The 15,118-nt window shown below is 44.1% G+C and carries 15 protein-coding genes and 1 riboswitch; of the genes, 8 read left to right on the top strand and 7 right to left on the bottom strand.

Annotation, left to right across the window (positions count from 1 at the left end):
- The first annotated feature begins 270 nt into the window (after window positions 1-270).
- The 5 genes from AC1VYS_RS16270 (at window position 271) to AC1VYS_RS16250 (ending at window position 3,644) form a co-directional block, all read left to right on the top strand.
- Complete coding sequence (locus AC1VYS_RS16270) at window positions 271-966, top strand: response regulator transcription factor (protein ID WP_482910574.1); 696 nt, start codon at window positions 271-273, stop codon at window positions 964-966.
- A complete protein-coding gene (locus AC1VYS_RS16265) occupies window positions 953-2,260 on the top strand; it encodes a HAMP domain-containing sensor histidine kinase (RefSeq protein WP_482910573.1) in 1,308 nt (435 codons plus the stop codon). Before AC1VYS_RS16270 ends, AC1VYS_RS16265 begins: the two co-directional genes overlap by 14 nt.
- 76 nt (window positions 2,261-2,336) lie before the next feature.
- Window positions 2,337-2,924 carry an RNA polymerase sigma factor gene (locus AC1VYS_RS16260; RefSeq protein WP_482910572.1) on the top strand — a complete coding sequence of 196 codons (588 nt, stop codon included), beginning with the start codon at window positions 2,337-2,339 and terminating at the stop codon, window positions 2,922-2,924.
- Between the two features lie 17 nt (window positions 2,925-2,941).
- The gene (gene psiE / locus AC1VYS_RS16255; RefSeq protein WP_482910571.1) at window positions 2,942-3,385 is read left to right on the top strand and encodes a phosphate-starvation-inducible protein PsiE; all 444 of its coding nucleotides are present in this window, start codon (window positions 2,942-2,944) and stop codon (window positions 3,383-3,385) included.
- Complete coding sequence (locus AC1VYS_RS16250; RefSeq protein ID WP_482910570.1) at window positions 3,360-3,644, top strand: barstar family protein; 285 nt, start codon at window positions 3,360-3,362, stop codon at window positions 3,642-3,644. The genes psiE and AC1VYS_RS16250 overlap by 26 nt, the downstream gene beginning before the upstream one ends.
- Before the next feature lie 254 nt (window positions 3,645-3,898).
- Here the strand turns inward: AC1VYS_RS16250 and AC1VYS_RS16245 are convergent, their stop codons facing one another.
- Entirely contained in the window at window positions 3,899-4,540 is a 642-nt protein-coding gene (locus AC1VYS_RS16245; RefSeq protein WP_482915027.1) for a LysE family transporter, read from the bottom strand.
- A gap of 189 nt (window positions 4,541-4,729) precedes the next feature.
- A complete protein-coding gene (locus AC1VYS_RS16240; RefSeq protein WP_482910569.1) occupies window positions 4,730-5,479 on the bottom strand; it encodes a YqcI/YcgG family protein in 750 nt (249 codons plus the stop codon).
- 223 nt (window positions 5,480-5,702) lie between these two features.
- Between AC1VYS_RS16240 and AC1VYS_RS16235 the strand changes: the two genes are divergently transcribed.
- Entirely contained in the window at window positions 5,703-6,557 is an 855-nt protein-coding gene (locus AC1VYS_RS16235; RefSeq protein WP_482910568.1) for a manganese catalase family protein, read from the top strand.
- Window positions 6,558-6,731: 174 nt separating this feature from the next.
- Here the strand turns inward: AC1VYS_RS16235 and AC1VYS_RS16230 are convergent, their stop codons facing one another.
- Window positions 6,732-7,088, bottom strand: coding sequence for an AMP-dependent synthetase and ligase (locus AC1VYS_RS16230; protein WP_482910567.1), 357 nt, complete (start codon window positions 7,086-7,088; stop codon window positions 6,732-6,734).
- A 137-nt stretch (window positions 7,089-7,225) separates the two neighbouring features.
- Here AC1VYS_RS16230 and AC1VYS_RS16225 point away from each other — a divergent pair, with 137 nt between their 5' ends.
- Complete coding sequence (locus AC1VYS_RS16225) at window positions 7,226-8,668, top strand: amino acid permease (protein WP_482910566.1); 1,443 nt, start codon at window positions 7,226-7,228, stop codon at window positions 8,666-8,668.
- Here AC1VYS_RS16225 and AC1VYS_RS16220 read toward each other — a convergent pair.
- Window positions 8,661-9,293 (bottom strand): LysE family transporter, encoded by a 633-nt coding sequence (locus AC1VYS_RS16220; protein ID WP_482915026.1) that lies wholly within the window; start codon window positions 9,291-9,293, stop codon window positions 8,661-8,663. The genes AC1VYS_RS16225 and AC1VYS_RS16220 overlap by 8 nt on opposite strands.
- Before the next feature lie 252 nt (window positions 9,294-9,545).
- Here AC1VYS_RS16220 and AC1VYS_RS16215 point away from each other — a divergent pair, with 252 nt between their 5' ends.
- The gene (locus AC1VYS_RS16215; protein WP_482910565.1) at window positions 9,546-11,117 is read left to right on the top strand and encodes a glycoside hydrolase family 43 protein; all 1,572 of its coding nucleotides are present in this window, start codon (window positions 9,546-9,548) and stop codon (window positions 11,115-11,117) included.
- A gap of 125 nt (window positions 11,118-11,242) precedes the next feature.
- Here the strand turns inward: AC1VYS_RS16215 and AC1VYS_RS16210 are convergent, their stop codons facing one another.
- The 3 genes from AC1VYS_RS16210 to AC1VYS_RS16200 all read right to left on the bottom strand — a co-directional run bounded on the left by AC1VYS_RS16210 (window position 11,243) and on the right by AC1VYS_RS16200 (window position 14,739).
- The gene (locus AC1VYS_RS16210; RefSeq protein ID WP_154983504.1) at window positions 11,243-11,755 is read right to left on the bottom strand and encodes a DUF3231 family protein; all 513 of its coding nucleotides are present in this window, start codon (window positions 11,753-11,755) and stop codon (window positions 11,243-11,245) included.
- Between the two features lie 300 nt (window positions 11,756-12,055).
- The gene (locus tag AC1VYS_RS16205; protein WP_482910564.1) at window positions 12,056-13,564 is read right to left on the bottom strand and encodes an amidase; all 1,509 of its coding nucleotides are present in this window, start codon (window positions 13,562-13,564) and stop codon (window positions 12,056-12,058) included.
- A 194-nt stretch (window positions 13,565-13,758) separates the two neighbouring features.
- Window positions 13,759-14,739 carry a DMT family transporter gene (locus tag AC1VYS_RS16200; RefSeq protein WP_482910563.1) on the bottom strand — a complete coding sequence of 327 codons (981 nt, stop codon included), beginning with the start codon at window positions 14,737-14,739 and terminating at the stop codon, window positions 13,759-13,761.
- A gap of 146 nt (window positions 14,740-14,885) precedes the next feature.
- A riboswitch (FMN riboswitch) is annotated at window positions 14,886-15,039 on the bottom strand.
- Window positions 15,040-15,118 lie beyond the last annotated feature (79 nt).

Here is a 15,118-nt window from a genome sequence, read left to right as displayed (position 1 = left end):
ATATCTCCTTTTTATCGTTATGTTTAACATCAAGTGAATCATGTTGTATATAGATGTTGCTCTGCTCTTACCTTGAATAACAATAAAGAATGATTCTTAACAGTTTCTGAAAGGTGCTTTATTTTCCGGAAATTGTGACAATTAAGTGACTTATGCTTACTTTCATAAATGGTTAAGATTTGTGATTTAATTTATAACGTAAGTGTTTCTTATGGACGATATATAGTGAGGACACATAAATAACATCAGGAATCATGAGGTGAGAAGGGCATGACCCATCGGATATTAGTCGTAGAGGATGATCATGATATTGGTGATCTATTAGAAGAGTCCCTTACACGGGCGGGCTATGAGGTATTAAAAGCCAGAGATGGGCAGCGTGCGTTGCAACTCGTAGATGACGAGCTGGATTTGGTGATTTTGGATATCATGATGCCAGGTCTATCAGGGATCGAAACATGTGAGCAGATTAGAACCTATTCCAACGTTCCCATTCTGTTTCTAACGGCTAAATCGAGCACGTTGGACAAAACGGAGGGGCTTTTGGCGGGCGGGGATGACTATATGACAAAGCCATTTTCAGAAGAAGAGCTTCATGCCCGGGTCATCGCTCAACTACGCAGATACAAGATTTATAAGGAAAAAAAGGAGAGTGGGGATACATTTCTTATTGGAGGGAAGTTAAAAGTCAATGAACATTTTAATGAGGTCTCGAAAGAAGGACAGCAGCTCAAGCTATCTGATCTGGAGTATCGCATCCTGAAGCTCTTGATGAGCAAACGAAGCAAAATATTTTCTGCGCAAAATATTTACGAGAGTGTATGGGAACAGCCGTATTTTTACTGTTCGAACAATACGGTCATGGTGCACATTCGCAAATTGCGTGCAAAGATCGAGGATGATCCGGCACACCCGGTTTATATCCTAACAGAATGGGGGAGAGGATATCGTTTTGGCACACCGTAAATTTACGTTGACCAAAAAATTAGCTTTAATCATCTTGCTGGCTGCTACGGTAAGTGGCCTGATCTTTATTACGATGCAGAAAGTCAGTAACGGGCTGATTGATAGATACCTTAACTCGGATGAGTACTATAAGAGTGAGTCTACCCGATCGATTGCGAAGTTTAGCAAGTATGTTGAGACGAATAATTTATCTTCAACCGATCGCAAGGCATTTGGGGAATGGGTTAAAAAAGAAAACTACATTATGCTCACTATCTACAAAGATCAGGTGTTGCAATATGATTCCAATTACTCGGCGGAAGATGAGTCTGGGTACGGGGTGGAGCGGGAAACGCTATATGTTCAAAAACATTCATTTCCGGTCATGTTTAGTGACGGTGAAGGGAGAGTGACGGTTGACGGGTTTTTCTCATCCCGATATTACGATATCGCTTTTACGCTGGAACTACTCAGCGCCACGATAATTTTTCTGTTGATTGTACTGCTTGGCATTCGCCAAAGTCTCTCCTATCTAAGAACGATTCATGAGGAGATTCATATTCTTGAAGGCGGAGAACTGGAGTATGAGATGACGATCCGGGGTCATGACGAATTAGCGATGATTGCTGAAAGTATTGAGGAGCTGCGTAAAGCCTTTCTGGATAAGCTGAATGCGATTGAAACCTTACAAACAGAGAGTCGTGGTCTTGTCACGGAAATGTCTCATGATATGCGTACCCCGCTGACCTCATTAATCATGTATTTGGAGTTTGCCAAGAAAGAACACGGTGAATTCGTTTCAGACAAGGACCGTTACATCATGAATGCATACGGGAAAGCCATCCAACTCAAGAAGCTGTCCGATGATTTATTTGATTATTTCCTTTTGGATAAAGAACAGGAGGCAGACCTTGAGAGCATTGCTGTGCAGGAGGCTATTTATGATCTCATATCCGATCAGATTGCCATTCTGCGGCAGGAGCAATTTAAAGTCCGCATTATAGGTGAACTGCCGCAAGTTTATATCACGGTGAATTTGGAGGAACTAGGAAGGGTCTTTGATAACATTCTTTCGAATCTGTTGAAGTACGCAGAACCCAAGGAGGAAATCTGTATTACATTCAACTCGAATGATGAGATATTTGAAATTCAACTGACTAACACCATTAAGATAGCAGAGATTTCTCCCGAAAGTACAGGTTTGGGGGAGAAGATCATAAGCCGGATGATGAACCGCATGCAAGGGGACTTTTTGAGTAAAAAAGAAGGAACAAGTTACAGTGTTGTGTTGAAGTTCAGAAAATCCAAGGTCTAAAACTTGCAGTTGAAGTGCTTAAGAAATTTTCAGATAAAAACACAAGGGGTTTAATTACATCTGTGGAGGAATCAGAATGAACCCGATAGAGAAACCTATGAGAGGTACCTTATTTGCAACCCAATCCACTTTTACGTCACTTATGGCCACTTATCAATCGATGGTATGGAGATTAGCTTCACGCTATTTCCGAGACCCACAGGATCGAGATGATATCGTGCAGGAGACATTCCTGCGGGTATATACGCATATTGAACAAATGAACACCCAAAAGAATGTCGTAAACTGGATTTATACCATCGGGAGAAATGTTTGCCTGGACGTTCTGCGCAAGAAAAAGAGACATAGTCTAGCGACAACTTCCTTATATGCGGAGGATAGCAAGACGTCTCCAGATGCGACAATTGATCTGGTGTCCCGCGAACTTGGCCCTGAAGAAAGGCTGATCCAGAACGAGACTTCTTCCGAGCACAAACGTCGGATCAATGATGCATTTTATCAGATTCCAGGGAAGTGGAGGCAATATGTCTATCAACGGTACTACTTGGAAATGACCGTCAAAGATATCAGCGTGTTGAATGATATACCTGAAAATACGGCCAAGACGTATCTTTTTCGAGGAAGAAAACATATGAAACAACAATTAATTGACATCACGTATTGAACTAGGAGACATGACAAATGAAAGATTTAATGACTAAATTCCAAAAAACACCACACATTCTACAAGCGCTTCTGAACATATGCCTGTTCTTTCTGGCCTTGGCTTTAAGCGCACTTCTAATTAGTGAGACATGGTATATCGTACAAATTGTATACCAGTCTTTTGTAACTCGTCAGGATAGCTATTATGAGATGTTGTCCGAATTGCTCGTTTTCTTTTTGTACTTTGAATTTATCGCTTTAATTGTAAAGTACTTCAAGTCTAATTTTCATTTTCCTCTTCGTTACTTTATTTATATCGGAATCACAGCGGTGATTCGCTTAATTATCATAGATCATGATAACGCAATGTCCACGTTCTGGTGGTCGTTGGCTATTTTGATCATGGTAGGTGCTCTGTTTATATCAAATCGACGGAATCCAGGAGCTCAGAAACATGAAAAAAGTGAAAGTGATCATTGATGGGAAAACGATACGAAGCGTAGAGGATCTGCAGCGCATACTTCAGACCGAATTTTCGTTGCAGCCAGCTCATTTCGAAAGTATGGACACACTCTGGGAAGCGTTAGTATGGCATGTGCCAGTCCCGGTTACGCTGGAATGGATTCATTTTAATGACAGCAGAGCCGCGATTGGACCTTATGCAGATCAACTGATGAACTTACTGTATGAGGTCGATGAGCAGCTAGAGGAATTGTTTAGATTTGTATTGAAATTATAAAAATTCACCATATGAAAAATTCACAATAGAAAATCATTTGTGCACCATTGTTACATCGATATTAGATAAACAATCGTACTCCAATCAACTCCCAGTAACGTATTAACGAACTTCTACATTCTAAAGTAAACGTCAATAGAAAAAGCTGCTCCTTTCTACATGAAAGGGCAGCTTTTTTTCAATCTTGCTGTAAGCTAATTGTGTAGCCATTCGGATGATAGGCAAAAAGAAGGAATGTTACAGGAGTTTTATTCTTAAAACACAACTTGCCATAGTGCGATGACAAATTTGTACAAAAAGTAAAACGCGAAGCCAATCAGAAGAACTCCGGCCAGGCTGGAGACGAGTTGTACCATCTTGGGACTCATCATTTTGCGTGTGATGGAAACGATCGTAAGTAGGCCAAGATCATGTAGTAGAATGCCGCATAATATCCCGATTGCTGCAAAGATAAAACTGAGCTTGCCAGCCGATTGATAGGAGTCTGATAACACAACACCAAAGACAGAAACCCAAAACATCAGATTTCCTGGGGAGATCGCAACCAATAAACCATTACGATATGTTCGCCAAAAGGAGGGGGCTTGTACTGTCTTCCCATCCGTTGCGGACAGGTTTACATCTGAGTTACGTATGGAGTCATATCCCAAGTAAGCCAAAAATCCCGCACCAGCCAGCCATAACGGAATCTGAACGAAAGGAATGGACAGCAGAGCAGCAAATCCAAAATACATCGCAATAATCAAAGCCGTATCTAGTGTCATACCGCCCAGACCGACCGCCCAGCCATGAAGGAATCCATTTCGCAGTCCCTGCTTGGTCATCTCTACCGTGATGGCTCCTACAGGCATCGCTATAGCAAGACCAATCAGGATAAACTTAACATAAATCTCCATAATCATATCCTTTCTGACAAGTTGGATTAAAAGAAACTCACAGCTTGTCCATTTCTATTTCGAAAAGCTTCTTTAGACTGGTCTATGTACCTCTTTATAACAAGTGGAAAATGAAAAAATTCCGCTCTCCTCACACTCCAGGCTGGTATAAAGCTTATTCGGAGGAGAGCTTGTTTAGAATGTGAAATTTTATTCTCTCGCTTTTTCTTGCTGCAATGAGCGTAGAAAAGGACACTTGGATGGAGCCGTGTCATCATCTCGCAGAAAATACTGTTTGTATTCCAGATTACCTTCTGCCCCGTACTGCTTTAATTCAGGATGCGCGGGAATAGTGTCGTAGGCAGCAAGCCTGGAGCGAATTCTTGGGCCGATTGCTGCAGCCCGATGGGGCTGCTCATTCCACAGATCAAGTACCCAGCGAGGTGTCATTGCAAGCATAAAATAAGGAAAATGGCGACTTTGCCTTGAACTATGGGCTGGTGTACCGCAATAAACGAAATACCGTTCATCGTTATAACAGTACTCCCACAGGGGATTCTCCGGGTCTTCCGGGATATCTGCTGGCCATGATTGGGTATCGAGAGTTCGCATCTCACTTAACAGGTTCCAGAATGATTGTTCGTAAGCGAGCACATCTTTCGGTTCTTTTTCTTGTTCAAAAAAAATGACTAGTGATGAATAATCTCCGAAGGAACGTGAAGAAGCTCCATATTCCGTTACAATTTTTGAACATTGCTCCGCAAGAGAAAGACGATCGGACTGAAATACAAATCCATACCGAAGATGACCCAGTGCGTATGCTTGGGTTGCAGGAATGCATGGGAATCTGGCCTCCCGGTCACTCATCTTAGCGGAGAACAACCGATAAGCATCCCTTTGCCACAGATCCAGCGGGAGCTGACCATTTTCCATATCAGTAGAAGAGAACAATAGCGACATCAGTAAGCCTCCTTTTACTTATAGGATATCGCCTGCAAGCAAAATGGTGACTGTCCATTTATGAAAGTAAACATTGTTGGAGAGGGGCAAAAGAAGAGGAGGCAGATCTATTGCTCTGGCGTCCTTTTGTCGTTCCCTAAAGATTACTAATTATAAAAGTACATATAATTAAAAAAATTAAAGGAAACTAGAGACGCAAGCAACTATAGAATGGAGGATTACCATGTTTTTCTATCGTGAAGACCTGATTAATCTGATTGTACCGGACAAGCCCGATCCGGCGGCAGCCAAGGTACTACAGGAAACGCTCGGTGGTCAGTTCGGTGAAATGCGTACCATGATGCAGTTTTTTTTCCAAAGCAGCAATTTCCGCGGAAAAGCAACACAATATAGAGATTTGATCCGCGGCGTGTTTCTGGAGGAGTTAAGCCATATCGAGCTTGTACAGCAAACCATCAACCAGTTGTTAACCGGAGCTGGAGCAGATGGGGTTGGAAATGCCGGTGTAGACGGTGCACCACTGGATGAAGCAATCAAACATGCCAATCCGCATCATTACATTATGGGAGCGCAAAGTTCCTTACCTGTAGATGCCGCGGGTAATCCGTGGCTGGGCAATTATGTATACGACCATGGAAATCTCGTTAGTAATCTGTTAGATAACATTGTACTTGAGTCCACTGGTGTTCTACAAAAATCGAGAATATATGAGATGAGCACCAATAAAGCGTTCCGTGAAACGCTCGCCTTTCTGATCGTTCGGGATAATGCCCATCAAAATGCATTCGCGAAGGCACTGGAAACACTCGGCGTGGACTGGGGTGGAATATTCCCAATTCCGAATTATGACATTAACAAGTATCCCGAGTGCCGTAAATATGTTGATATGGGTTTCCACAATGCTCAATTTAATTTCCGTTTGGACAATACTCGTATAGCTGAAATTTTCAGCGGTCAAACACCAAGCCGCAACGGGGGAGAACTTAGAGTTGTTGACCCACCTCAGGGCCATCCGCTTCCTTTTATGCCAGAACTGCCGAATGAGCATAGCCCGGGTACACATGACTTAAATGCTTAAGTACAAGAGGAATAATTGAACAGCACAGACTCTGATAAGAGAAACATAATTCAAAAAGAACAGAAGAAAGACCTTTTGGGGTCTTTCTTCTTCGTAGCAATAGTTTTAGCTGAAACGCCAATAAGGAGCTCAGTATTGAGCTCCTTGTTTCTTGCAATTGACTGATTCTCTAGCCTATTGGCGATGTTGATTGGAGAAATTGCCAAATGACTGACCCTGGCCTTGGATTGTTGTGTTAGGCGTATTATACGGTTGATCCATATAGGATACATGCTGTGAAGAGGTATTCGCAAGCTGTTGAGCAAGGTTAGAAATCTGTTGCAATTGTTGAATTGCTGTCTGATGTCCTTGCAGGGCCGTTTGAATAATATGTGCAGCTTGCTGCTCGCGCGCAGCCAATTGCTCCAGTTGTTGAGCATTACTTTGTTCTTGTCTTAGCAATTGTTGATATTGCATGGATGCTTGTTGTGTTTGTTGTGTCAGCTGTTGAGCGAGTTGCGTAATCTGTTGAGATTGTGAAAATTGGTTCATAATGGTGCCTCCTAAGTGTTTGAATTTACCTGTGTATTATGCTGAGAGGTTTGCAGAAATATTCAAGGAGAAGTTTTGCTCTAATTGGGGAAGGCTACCTGTTGCGAGGATTATCAAGAGTAGAAAGGATTGACGAAATGAGTCAGGCTTCAAAAAAATCATCGGATGAAAAGAAATTGAAATGGTGGCAACTCAGTTTGCTCGGTGTTGCGGGGACTATTGGAACGGGTTACTTTCTTGGCTCAAGTCTAGCCATTACAATTGGGGGACCCGCTGTAGTAATTGCTTACGCACTTGCTGCGTTAGGTACATATGTTGTTTTCGATGCTTTGGCACGCATGACTTCGGACCATCCGGAGCAAGGATCGTTTCGTTCTTATGCGAAGAAGGCGTTTGGCGCATGGGCAGGTTTTGCGAGTGGATGGGTCTATTGGTTTTCGGAGCTTCTCATTATGGGGAGCCAGTTGACTGCACTTTCTATCTTTTCGCGCTTCTGGTTTCCCGGCGTGCCACTCTGGATCTTTGCAGCGGGGTATGGAATCGTCGGTTTATGTATTGTGTTTTTCGGAAACAAGGGATTCGACAGGGTTGAAAATGTACTCGCAGTCATTAAAATAGCGGCTATAATCATGTTTCTGGTTCTGGCGATTGCTTTGCTTGCCGGATGGATTGGGGGCACCAAATATGCACATAAAGTACCGATGGACATGGCTTCCATTTTCCCGAAAGGGGCTGTAGGATTATGGTCTGCATTCCTGTTTGCGTTCTATGCGTATGGAGGGATTGAAGTACTCGGCATTATGTCGTATCGATTGGAAAAACCGGAGGATGCACCGAAGGCGGGTAAAGTCATGCTTATTTCGCTGTCTTTGGTCTACGTTGTATCCATTGGACTGGCGTTAACGATGGTGCCACTGTCTGCTTTTAATCCGAAGGAGAGTCCATTTGTACTTGCTCTCAGCAGTGATCACCTTGCTTTTGTACCACATTTGTTCAACGGTGTTCTGATTGTGGCCGGTTTCTCGACGATGACCGCATCGCTCTATGCAGTGACCTCTATGATGATTACGCTGGCACAGGAGGGGGATGCTCCAAAGTTATTCTCACAGAAATGGAAGAAGAAGTATCCTCTATTTGCCTTGTGTCTAATTGGATGTGGTTTAATTGGTACGATTATCATGTCGCTGTTGCTGCCGGGAAAAGTCTATGAATATGTAACGACAGCTGCAGGTTTAATGTTGATGTATAACTGGCTGTTTATTTTGCTTTCCTCAGGGAAGTTGCTAAAATCCCGTACATTGGATGTTGTAAAACGGTGGATTGGACTGGTGCTGATCAGCACGGCGATAACAGGAACTCTTTTTCACGGGTTAAGCCGGCCCGGTTTCTTCATTAGTTTACTGCTGGTTTCTCTGATTGCCCTAAGTGATATCATCGTTCAACGTAAACGCAAAAAAACATCATCTGCTGCAGATAAAGAGCAACGTGAACAGACGGAGCAAGCTGACGAGAGTAGCTCGTTGAAGGGAGCCGGCTTTCATATTACAGGAATTCGTAAACAAAGGAACAAAATCAAGTGAAGAACAGAAACAGGAACGCCTTGTACGCAAAATAACATCCAAAGGCAATCAAGGATAAACCAGAGATGATCGAGATTCCTTTAAGTACAACTGGTGTCAGGTACCCTCTGAAAAAACTGACGGCTGCTGCCATAAACAAGTCCCATAGAAGTACACCGAAAATAATGGCCCCACTGTAGATGAGCAATTGATCCATGGAGGAATGGTTCACCGTTTTAGCAAGAACCGATCCATAGATCCCAAGCCAAAACATAATGGAGAGCGGGTTAAACAACGACATCAGGAAACCTTGAAAGAAGGATTTTGACAGTTGAGACGTCCCACCGCGCAAAGGCGAGGAGACTAGGGTACCTACTTTGGCCATACCTTCTATACCGGTGTAGATCAGGACAAAACTGCCAAACAACCATAAGAACACCTGAACATAGGGAAGCTCCAGCAGATGCACAACACCAAGATAGACGATCAGCATGTAGATAATATCTGCTGCAATAGCACCTAGTCCAACAAACCAGGCTGGCATAAATCCTCCCCGAACACCTTTCTCCAATTGAGCAGCATTGATGGATCCGATTGGGGCAGAAAGTGTCAGCCCTAGAACAATATATCCAAGTAAATTAGAAATGAAAAGATCCTCCTTTCGCTTTATTGGGTCATTCGCATAACTCTACCAGCATATTCGGGAAGCCTAACTTATAGGACAAGAAGTTACGGTGATCCTATTAAAACACGATGTCTGCAAACATAGAGATCGTGTTTGACCTGTCTATTAAATTGAAATTCAAGTAGTATAATGATTACGAGATTCGTAGTGTAATGTTTCAGAGCCTCAAATAGATAGGTTAACGGCATCCCAGAAAAGCGATGGAGGAGAACGATGATGAACAAAGATTACGTTTTGCTTTCCCATGAAGGAAAATGGGGCGATCAAGGAGACGGTACTTATGTCAATCCAGTCTTGCCTGGAGATTACTGCGATCCAGATGTCATAAACGTTGGGGAAGACTACTATGCGATCTCTTCCACATTACATTGCTCACCAGGTATGGCTGTTCTGCACTCTAAAGATCTGGTCAATTGGAATGTAATTAGTCATGTCGTAGAGGATTTGACAGTTATCGGGCCAGAATATCGGCATGATCGAATGAATCGTTATGCAAGAGGAGTCTGGGCGGGAGCGATCCGTTTTCATGACCATCAATTTTGGGTGTATTTTTTCACACCGGATGAGGGTTTGTTCGTAAGCACAGCTACAGATCCTGCTGGCCCATGGGAGCCTCTTTATCATAGTTGGGAGACTTCTGGTTGGGATGATTGTTGTCCTTTTTGGGATGCTGACGGTCAAGGATATCTGGTGGCTACGAATTTTGCCGACAATTATAATATTTACCTGTTTAAACTTAGCGACGATGGAAAACAAATTTTGCAAGACAGTGGTGTTGTGATCCATCAATATAAAGGTAGCGAAGCGAGTAAGCTTTACAAAATAAACGGACTTTATTACATTTTTCACAGTGAAGTTCGACCGAGAAATGGTGAGGAGGTAAGGGTTGTTATGATGCTCCGTTCAGAGCATTTATACGGTCCTTACGAAGAAAAAGAGTTAATTCATACGCATGATGTGGAAGTGGACCGCGAACCGAATCAAGGCGGACTTGTGCAAACACCGTCTGGGGAGTGGTATTTCATTAGTCACCAGGGAGCCGGTGGTTACTTTGAAGGCAGAACTCTTCACCTGCTTCCCGTTACGTGGGTTGACGGTTGGCCAATCATTGGTGAGGATACAGACGGAGATGGTGTTGGAGAGATGGTATGGGGAGGCACAAAACCAATTCATGGCTATTCAAAAACGATCTTAACCGTGAATGATGATTTCAATAGCCGGGTACTGCAGTCTCATTGGGGGTGGAACCACCAGCCCAAAGCGGATATGTGGTCTTTAACAGAGAGACCAGGATATTTGCGTTTGCATGCAAGTGTACCTTTGGAGAAGAATGATTTCTTTAAAATCTCAAACACTCTTTCCCAACGGGCGTATCGTGTTCCTCATAACGTAGTGACTGCCAAGTATGATCTAAGTGGAATGGTGGATGACCAGGAAGCGGGTCTATGCCATTTTGGACAAAGCTATTGTATGATTGGTATTCATCAGCAGCAAGGATCTCGGGCATTGAAGTTCAATCAATCAGGTACAATCAAATGGGGACCATCTATTGATGCTGATGCGACTACCCTATGGTTGAGATCCATTTGGAACTTGCGTGGTGAAAACAGGTATGAATATAGCCTCGATGGCGAGAAATTTATTCCCTTTGGGGATGTCTATCCACTGGGATGGGGACATTATCGTGGAAATCGCGTTGGAGTATATAACTTGAATCATGAAAGAGAACAAGGGTATGTGGATGTAGAATACTTCAATTACGAGTCGGGAGATAAGAAAGTCTAGTTCATTTCTGAACACAAAAGAGGCCAAGAAGAGGAATATGTTATTATCCTCATCTCGGCTTCTTTAATGTTGTGTGTTTAAATCATTATTAAATGTCTTTATTTAATTCGTTTGATATCACAGGACTATTCGCCATCCGGCCTTTTCACTTGTAGCGGCGGGGGAATAAGCCATCCTTTTTCTTTACTCAAACGGAGAATTCGCACACCCAGTGCCGTTTTGGTAACGTGATACTTCGCAAACAGTGCACCAATATCCTCACGGATGGATTGGCCAATAGTCTGACTCGCGGCGACTAATCCAAGAGCAGTATCAGCTGCAATTTTGGCACCGATCTCTGGATCAGTAAACCTTGCACCAGGAGGAATGTCCTCTAATGCCACAACGGGTCTCTCTGGAAGAGTCGGAGCGGGCGTGATACCGTTCTCGGTTAGTAAGGCGTCACATTCTTTAATTTCCAGTCTGGCCTGATCCAGCAAGTCTTCTAAAATTTTTTTCAAATCTTTGTCTCCGGCGTGATTCATATAAGCCTGATAACAAGAGACAGCTCCTTTGGCTACCATTGAGCACTCCCATACACTATAGATTTCTCCATAATGCATGGGCTCGTTTTTAGGATTTCCACTTAAAATTCCCATCGCTGATCCCTCCTACTAAGTTATTTTTTTCACTACAGTAGGGTTTACATGGCGAGCAAATTTTATTCCGGTGGAGAAGTAGTCCGAAATTTAAGTTTACAACATCATTATTATGTTAACTAAAATCTATTGTCAGAAAGATGGTTACATGGACAATTGTAATTATCATCCAAGATAGTCACATGGACTAAAGAATTAATCAAAAACGATTCAGGTTCACTGCCTGATGCGATTTCTGTTCCACTAAAAAAAAGCCAAACAGTTATGTTCTGCTGGCTTCTTTCCACTTTTATAACTATTTTAAGCTTTTGTCGAGGTTGGAAACATCGGATTGTTCTGCATGCCAACCCACAGTTCTGTATTTTCAAGTTGTCCCGCCAGATGTAATAACCAATCTTCACGGCCTTTGGTTGCCATAACCTGAACACCCATTGGCAATCCTTCTGCAGTCAAATGTATAGGAAGACTAATGGCGGGTTGGCCTGTCAGATTTGCAAGCTGCGTGAACGGGGTGTACGTAAGGCTCGGCTTGAACATCTCATAGATCAGCTCTTGTTGCGCCGTTTTATCGAAATCACTGACGGACATTAGATGTTGAATCTGTTCCGCATGTGGCGTCAGTTCGCCAACCCGTGGTGCTGGAAAAGCATTGACAGGTGTGATGTAAAAATCATACCGTTCAAACAAGGTAGACATCTGCGCAGCCGCCACGTCCCATTCGGCCAAACTATGAACAAATTCAGCAGCAGATACTTTTTTGCCCGCTTCAGCCAGTACCCAAGACTCAATCTCCATATCATCTGCGGTGAGTGAGCGACCCAAGCTACGTTCCATGGAGGAGATCATCGCAGCCATCTCACCGCTGTTCATCATATAATAGTTCTCCATCAGGCGTACGCCATTGACTGGACTTAACTTTTCCTCCACATGATGCCCCTGAGTTCCCAGGAAACGGACCAGTTTCATCACCGCCTCCTTGGCGTCTTCACTGACAGGCGTGCCAACAGGTGAATCCGTCGTATATGCGATACGCCACTTGCGTTGATGCGGATAGTTCATATCAGCAAGGTAACTTCCCGGGAATAATGGTGCATGAAATGCGGCTTCCGGTTGGATAATCTGGAGCGTATCCAGCAGTGCAGCACTGTCTCTGACAGAGCGAGATACTGCAAAATCTATCGAGGCTCCTTGCCACTGGCGTCCAACGCCCGGACCAACGGGAGTGCGTCCGCGGGTTGGTTTTAGCCCAAACAAACCGCTGAAGGAAGCGGGAATTCGAATGGAACCACCGCCATCACTTGCGCCGGCAAGCGGCACGATGCCTGATGCTACAGCGGCAGCGGCACCGCCGCTTGAGCCGCCTGGGGAATGATTCACATTCCACGGATTGCGTGTTGGCCCGTGTAGACGTGGCTCGGTTATATTTTTCAACCCAAATTCCGGTGTATTCGTATGTCCGATCACAATAAAACCTGCTTCGAGCAAACGAGTTACGAAATTGGAGCTGCGAAGAGCACGATGTTCGCTGAACAGACGTGATCCAGAGGTAAGAAATTCTCCTTCCAAAGATTGAGAAATATCTTTGAGGAGCAACGGCACACCTGCAAATGGCTGTTCCCCAGGCTTAACCATGCTGGCTTCCTGCCGAGCACGTGTTTCATATGTACGAATGACTGCATTGAGCTGTGGATTGACTTCTTCCAGACGTGCATAGGCAGCTTCGAGCATTTCAACCGGGGTTACTTCCCGGGAGCGAATAAGTTCGGCGAGCCCTATAGCGTCATAGGAGGTATATGAGAATGAAGACATTAGTAATCGTTCCTCTCTGAAAATAGTTCCTTAATGATTTCATGTTCCAAGTTCCATAAGCCATCGTACCACCTAGACAGACAAAAGACAAAACATCAAGCCATCACAATAGAAGAAAAAACGGCAGAAGAAAAGCACTGCTCACCTCGGAAGGTGAAACAGTGCTTATATTATTTGTACCAGATGAAAATGTATTACTCTGTGCGAAGTTTGGGTGCGGCCTCGGCAATCGGTGTAGAGCGTTCCTGCTGTTTGGAGATCAGGAATAGTGCGATCCAGATCAGGATAAAGCCAAGCAATTGCTCCCAGGTTATCAGCGTACGGAAGGCAATCCAGTTCACGAGTACACCAGCCATCGGGAAGCTGAGTTCCGCCAGGGTTGCTACAGAAGCTTTGGTTGAAGACAATCCTTTATAGTAAAGAAGCAGACTGAGCAAGCCAGGCAATAGTGCCTGCCCCAAAATATTCAGAATGACAGCAGCCTGTGCGCCTGTACCTGCGGGAAGTGTCCAAGGTGCACCTTCATTCCAGGTCATGAAGATCAGGAGCGGAAGTGCAACGACAAAGCGAAGGGAGGTGACCGTCTCATAACGAGCTTGCCCAAGCATTAATCGCCCCATAACGGTAGATCCACCCCACAAAGCTGCGGCACCAAGAGACAGCAGGCTACCTGCATGAATCCAGTTATTCCAGTTGCCGAGCGGTAGGGAGAAGCCAAACGTTAGCAGATATGTTCCTGCCAGCGCAATGATGAACAGTCCGCCGAAGTGACGTGGCAATGTTTCTTTTAATATTAATTTCGCAAGTACAATCGCGAAGAGTGGCTGCATTTTTTGCAATAACAATACCGTGTTGGGATCATTATGGGTAAGCGCCAAAGTGAATAATACCGTTGCCAGGGCTGAGCCGCCCCAAGAGATAAAGATAACAGCAATCCAGTGACGCGCACGCAGTTTCTTCAGATCATCCCGGAACTTCCATAATACCGGTAGCGCAACAAGGCTGACGATGATGTGTTCGATTAGAACAATCTGTGTAGAAGTCATCGTTTTTAGCAAAAGGATGCGGAATAACGGGTCTACACCCCAGAGGGCTGCGCCCAGCACAACCAGCCAAAATCCGGTGTTGCTTCGTTCCTTGCGATAAATCGTTGATGCTGTTGATGTGTTTTCCATATTCAGGACTCCTTCGTCAGAACACGGAATCTTCAGTTGGCAAAATCGACAAAATCCCCCGTCCTTGGCGTATGCCAAATAAACGGGGGACCATTCAAAGACAAGGCGTCAGGGAAAAAGACTTCCCAAATACGGCTTGCCGTTGTGTTGATCTTCTCTCATCCGGACTATACCGTCGGCCTTGGAATCGCACCAAGTCAGTCGCTACTACCAGGTCGGAACCTTAAACAGCGAGTCGCGGGCTGGTTCTATAAGAACATCACCGCCGGTTGGGAATTGCACCCTACCCCGAAGATCCTATTCAATTAATTAGTGTATTGAACAAGTTGTAACCTTATGAAGTTCATCTTATTCCTGTAAACGCTATCAGTTCAAGTGT

It is taken from the genome of Paenibacillus sp. G34 (genome assembly GCF_056856875.1).
The sequence above is the reverse complement of the archived record's forward strand: the minus strand, read 5'-3'. Positions and strand labels throughout refer to the sequence as shown.

Excerpts from the sequence above, each read along its gene's own strand:
- AC1VYS_RS16270 (WP_482910574.1), top strand. The coding sequence starts at position 271 with ATGACCCATCGGATATTAGTCGTAGAGGATGATCATGATATTGGTGAT.
- AC1VYS_RS16260 (WP_482910572.1), top strand. The coding sequence starts at position 2,337 with ATGAACCCGATAGAGAAACCTATGAGAGGTACCTTATTTGCAACCCAA.
- psiE (WP_482910571.1), top strand. The coding sequence starts at position 2,942 with ATGAAAGATTTAATGACTAAATTCCAAAAAACACCACACATTCTACAA.
- AC1VYS_RS16250 (WP_482910570.1), top strand. The coding sequence starts at position 3,360 with ATGAAAAAAGTGAAAGTGATCATTGATGGGAAAACGATACGAAGCGTA.
- AC1VYS_RS16245 (WP_482915027.1), bottom strand. The coding sequence starts at position 4,540 with ATGGAGATTTATGTTAAGTTTATCCTGATTGGTCTTGCTATAGCGATG.
- AC1VYS_RS16240 (WP_482910569.1), bottom strand. The coding sequence starts at position 5,479 with ATGTCGCTATTGTTCTCTTCTACTGATATGGAAAATGGTCAGCTCCCG.
- AC1VYS_RS16235 (WP_482910568.1), top strand. The coding sequence starts at position 5,703 with ATGTTTTTCTATCGTGAAGACCTGATTAATCTGATTGTACCGGACAAG.
- AC1VYS_RS16230 (WP_482910567.1), bottom strand. The coding sequence starts at position 7,088 with ATGAACCAATTTTCACAATCTCAACAGATTACGCAACTCGCTCAACAG.
- AC1VYS_RS16225 (WP_482910566.1), top strand. The coding sequence starts at position 7,226 with ATGAGTCAGGCTTCAAAAAAATCATCGGATGAAAAGAAATTGAAATGG.
- AC1VYS_RS16215 (WP_482910565.1), top strand. The coding sequence starts at position 9,546 with ATGATGAACAAAGATTACGTTTTGCTTTCCCATGAAGGAAAATGGGGC.
- AC1VYS_RS16210 (WP_154983504.1), bottom strand. The coding sequence starts at position 11,755 with ATGGGAATTTTAAGTGGAAATCCTAAAAACGAGCCCATGCATTATGGA.
- AC1VYS_RS16205 (WP_482910564.1), bottom strand. The coding sequence starts at position 13,564 with ATGTCTTCATTCTCATATACCTCCTATGACGCTATAGGGCTCGCCGAA.
- AC1VYS_RS16200 (WP_482910563.1), bottom strand. The coding sequence starts at position 14,739 with ATGGAAAACACATCAACAGCATCAACGATTTATCGCAAGGAACGAAGC.